The organism is Peribacillus sp. CSMR9 (genome assembly GCF_033141925.1).
Classification (GTDB): Bacteria; Bacillota; Bacilli; order Bacillales; family DSM-1321; genus Peribacillus; species Peribacillus simplex_A.
In genome coordinates this window covers 1-2,609 of sequence record NZ_JAOPHO010000151.1, presented here as the reverse complement: position 1 = coordinate 2,609, position 2,609 = coordinate 1, and the positions used below count along the sequence as shown (strand labels likewise).

Below are 2,609 nucleotides of genomic sequence, written 5' to 3'. Positions count from 1 at the left end.
ACTGAACCGCCGTATACCGAACGGTACGTACGGTGGTGTGAGAGGTCGGAGGCTAGGCGCCTCCTCCTACTCGATTGTCTTTCATTTCATAGTACACGATCAACAGATTTAGTAGAGGTAGGTTGATTATTCTGTTTTCTCATGTTTGACAAAAAGACTCCACCCAACGTTATAAGTCCACCAATTATTGCATAAGAAGTGGGAAGTTCCCCAAGCCAGATCCATGCTATATAACAAGAGATAACAGGGGTTAAATAAAGAGAACTTGTTGCTTCTGATGATCCTGTTCGTGAGGTAATATACGCTAGAGTAAAGTAAGGAATTACGGTTGGGAAAATTCCTAGATAAATAACCACTAGTGTTATATCTATGGGAGCATGAATAATCGCCTCTCCAAGACCTGGAGAAAATATCATCATGAAAATAGTACCTGACCAAATCGTGTACATTGTAAAAGTAACAAAACCATATTTTTTTAGATAAGCATTCTGAAAAACAAAGTAAATACTTTCTGAAAGGGATGCAACTAAAACTAGGATAATTCCGATATTCAAAGAAAAATTTTCAGTTGACCCACCTAAAAAAATAAATGCCACGCCAAAAAATCCAATTAATGAGCCTACCCATCCCCAAAGTCCAAACTTCTCACGGAAAAAGAGTAGAGCCAACAAAGCTGTGAATATAGGTGTTGTTGAAACTAATAAACTAGCAACCCCAGCGCTAATCGTTTGTTCCCCATAATTTAGTGCCATTTGATAAACTGAAAATCCTAAAAAACCAAGTAATAAAATTATTGGTACATCTTTTACTTCTGGTAAACGGATTCCTTGAATAGCCGCAACAAGAATTAATGTTAATGAACCAATTAATAATCGTAAAAGGGACAGATGTTCAGGTGAATAAGCAGTCAGTGCAGCTCTTATTCCAGGGAATGCTGATGCCCATAGAATAATTGTAATCAAATGAGCAAAAGTAAGTTTTAAATCTAAAGATTTTATCATAAATACACCTCATCCCTATGTTTTATTCCAACCAGTAATATCTGATAGTTCTCATCTTAATATGTCTTTGGTAAAATGTCCCCAACAGGTTAAATAAAAAAAAAACCAACCAATTTGAGATTGATTGGAAAAAAGGAGTACATATGAAAAAGCCAAAATACCAATTGATTGTTGATTTCATAAAAGACAAAATCTTCAAGAGTGAGTGGGAAATTGGTAGTCGGATACCAAGTCAACGTCATTTAGCAAAAATGTTTGATGTCAATCGAAGTACAGTCATAACAGCACTAGAAGAACTAATGGCAGACGGACTGATAGAAGGTAAAGCAGGAAAGGGGACCGTTGTCACCAATAATACTTGGACTTTGATGGGAAACCGATCCTCAACCAATTGGAATGAAAATGTCACTTTAGGTATTCATAAACCAAGTGTTTCAATGGTACGGGAAATCAATGAAGCTGAATCTAATAATAATCTGATTCAATTAAGTAAAGGAGAATTATCACCAGAGATGTTCCCTTTAGAAAAAATGAGGTCCATTGTACAAAAGGTTTCGAAACAACTGACACCTTTTGGATATGAAGAACCAAAGGGAAATATAAAGTTACGCCAAGCAATTAGTGATTATCTAAAGATAAGAGGAATGGACGTATCTCCATCATCCATTCTTGTAGTTTCAGGCGCACTTCAGGCTTTATATCTTATTTCAATAGGACTTCTACAAAGAGGATCAACTGTATTTTTAGAAGTGCCATCTTACCTTTACTCGTTGACTGTTTTTCAATCTATGGGTATGGAGTTGAAGGGATTACCAATGGATAAGGAAGGGATTAAGGTAGATTCAATTTATCAGACAAAGGAAAAAGGAAAGAATGTTTTATATACCATCCCAACCTTTCATAATCCAACAGGCAAGTTAATGCAGAAGAAAAGAAGGGGGGAACTCATTGAATACTGTGAAAGAGAACAACTTCCCGTTATTGAAGATGATGTGTATCGTGATTTATGGATCGATACCATGCCACCAGAGCCATTGAAATCAATGGATTATTATGGGAATGTATTATATCTTGGTAGTTTGTCAAAAACATTAAGTCCTGGTTTACGAATTGGATGGGTAGTTGGCTCCGAATCAGTTATTAATCGATTAGCCGATTTAAAAATGCAATCGGATTATGGATCAAGTACGTTGTCTCAGCTCGTTGCAACGGAGTGGTTATCCAGTGGATTATATGATCAACATCTTGAAACTGTAAGAGAACATCTTAAAGTTCGGAGAAGAACGGCTTTAGAAGCTTTGAACAAACATTTAAGTTCTTATGCTACATGGGACGTCCCAACAGGTGGTTTCTTTATTTGGATTAAAATAAAACCTAAGTTTAAAGTGAAAAGGTTATTTGATAAAGCATTATCCAAAGGTCTTCTTCTTAATCCTGGTAGTATTTATGCAGAACAAACAGGTATGTTTATACGATTGTCCTTTGGGTTTGCTTCGCTAGATGAAATTAAAATCGGTATATTTCAGTTAAGTCAAATGATAGAAAATAAAACGAATATAAGCATGGATCAAGTCCCTAATGCTAATCATTCTTTGGATATTGAACCTT

The 2,609-nt window shown here is 35.8% G+C and carries 2 protein-coding genes; one reads left to right on the top strand and one right to left on the bottom strand.

The window, feature by feature from the left end; all coding sequences use genetic code 11:
* Positions 1–86: 86 nt before the first annotated feature.
* Complete coding sequence (locus N9I19_RS24385; protein ID WP_317779277.1) at positions 87–1,001, bottom strand: DMT family transporter; 915 nt, start codon at positions 999–1,001, stop codon at positions 87–89.
* A gap of 143 nt (positions 1,002–1,144) precedes the next feature.
* Between N9I19_RS24385 and N9I19_RS24380 the strand changes: the two genes are divergently transcribed.
* The coding region (locus N9I19_RS24380) for an aminotransferase-like domain-containing protein (RefSeq protein ID WP_317779276.1) at positions 1,145–2,609 on the top strand (1,465 nt) is incomplete at its 3' end.

Bases quoted from the DNA above. Each gene is read 5' to 3' on its own strand.
- N9I19_RS24385 (WP_317779277.1), bottom strand. From the start codon at position 1,001: ATGATAAAATCTTTAGATTTAAAACTTACTTTTGCTCATTTGATTACA.